The 2,030-nt window shown below is 30.4% G+C and carries 2 protein-coding genes; one reads left to right on the forward strand and one right to left on the reverse strand.

What is annotated here, in order from left to right; genetic code table 11:
* Positions 1-394: 394 nt before the first annotated feature.
* A complete protein-coding gene (locus tag N3C_RS04225; protein WP_074364821.1) occupies positions 395-1,651 on the forward strand; it encodes a magnesium transporter in 1,257 nt (418 codons plus the stop codon).
* An 85-nt stretch (positions 1,652-1,736) separates the two neighbouring features.
* Here N3C_RS04225 and N3C_RS14955 read toward each other — a convergent pair.
* Positions 1,737-2,030: hypothetical protein (locus tag N3C_RS14955; RefSeq protein WP_178377761.1), on the reverse strand; the 294-nt coding region annotated here is incomplete at its 5' end.

Below are 2,030 nucleotides of genomic sequence, written 5' to 3' on the forward strand. Positions count from 1 at the left end.
ATACATTGAAGTAAATTTAATATATACCTTTTGTATTATAAATTATATTTGCTTTTATATCAATGAAATATAAATTTAAGAAGGGTAAAGTAAAATGTGAAAGTTTTACTTTATGAGAGTCACTATAAATTTAAAAAATAATAAAAGGTAACTTATCGTTGCATTTAAGGACTTTTATAATATAATATTAGTAGGAATAATTTACGAAATAACTTTTTGTATAAAAGGCGGTGTATTTTTAATGGATGCTGGCCCTCAGTGTCATAGGTTAAATAAAACTGAATATTGATCCGGAAAGAATTGGATTGTGTTTAAAGCTAGATATGAATAGCAGCTTTCTATTACATAGCTTTTCATATAAATATTCTTTCTGGATCAGAAGGAGGAATATTGTATGAAAAGACTAACTAGCGTATTTCTTAACTCCATCCTTCAAACAAAGGTATATGACGAGTTTGATGAAAGTATAGGTAAGCTTACTGATATTTATGTAACAGCAGAAGAAGGCTATCCTAGAGTAATCGGTTATATGATTAAAAAAGATGGAGAGATATTTAATTACGAGTTTAGGAGCATTGGGTTATATCAGGAAGCTAATGGAAGGGTGCTAATCAAGGTCAAAGGGGTAAAGGAAATCATTCCGAGAACCTATTCCTATCTATTGTCTAAGAATCTTCTAGGCAAGCAAATCGTTGATGTTACCGGTAAAAAGGTAGTACGGGTTAATGATTTGCAGTTAGCAGAACTAGCAGGAGAGTTGAGAGTTGTAGCTGTTGACTCTGGTATAATGGCCTTAGGAAGGAGATATGGTATAGTAGGAATATTAAATACTGTATTTAAGCTTTTAAAAAAGTCTCCGTCAGATACTATTATAATGTGGGATGATGTAGAGTCCTTGGAAGTTATTAAAGATAATTTGCAAATAGCTATACCGTATAAAAAGCTATCCAAGCTTCATCCAGCGGATTTAGCAGATATTTTAGAAGAAATGGATTCAGAACATCGTGCTAAGGTTTTAGAAAATCTAGATGAAAATTTGGCAGCGGATACTTTAGAGGAAATAGAACCAAATATTCAGGCGGATATAATCCAAAACATGGATGAAGACAAGGTTGCTGAAGTATTAGATTTTATGCCTAATGATGAGATAGCAGATATGTTGGATGAGGTAGACGAAGAGGTGGCAGAAAAATTATTGGCAAACTTAGAGAAGGATGACGCAGACGAAGTAAGAGAGCTTATGGGGTATGAAGAAGAAACAGTAGGAAGTATTATGAATCCTGATTTTATATCCTTTCATATCAATATAAGTGTTAGAGAATCTATAGAAATAATTCGGGATTTAAAACCAGATCCAGAAACTTCAAATTATATATATATTACCAATGAAGAAAATAATTTAGAAGGTGTTTTGTCCTTAATGGATCTTTTATTAGCTAATCCAGATACTAAAATAAAAGATATTATGAATACTAATATTATACATGTTAATGTAAAGGATAGTATAGAGAAAACTATAGAATTGGCTCTTAAGTATGATTTGATTGCGGTTCCGGTATTAGATGAAGAAGACAAGCTTTGTGGTATAGCAATAATTCATGATATTATAGATGAGTATATATATCATTATAAGAGAAGGAAAAATAGATAAGATCTTAAAAATAAAGATTGTTTAGGTATGATTTTAAAAAATAAGAAAGGCACTTCCGCTTGCGGTTGTGCCTTCTATTGTAAAGCTAAGTAAGTTTAAAAAAGTCTTCTGGATGTAAATCGTAATAATCAATGTAATCTATAGGATAACTTTCATCAAATTCGCCAAGCAAGTATCCTATTTTATTTAAGTCATTGTTTAATGTTTCATAGTCTTTAATAGAATCTAAGACACTTTTATAATCTAGGCATAAACCATCTACGAAATTCTCCATTTCAATAGAGGCATTTTTGTTAGTTAATATTATAGCGTAATATACTGGATATTCAAATTCTAATTGTATCTCTACTCCAATTCCAATTTCCGATAATTTATTTAT

The organism is Clostridium sp. N3C (genome assembly GCF_900095445.1).
Taxonomy (GTDB): Bacteria; Bacillota; Clostridia; order Clostridiales; family Clostridiaceae; genus Clostridium_AU.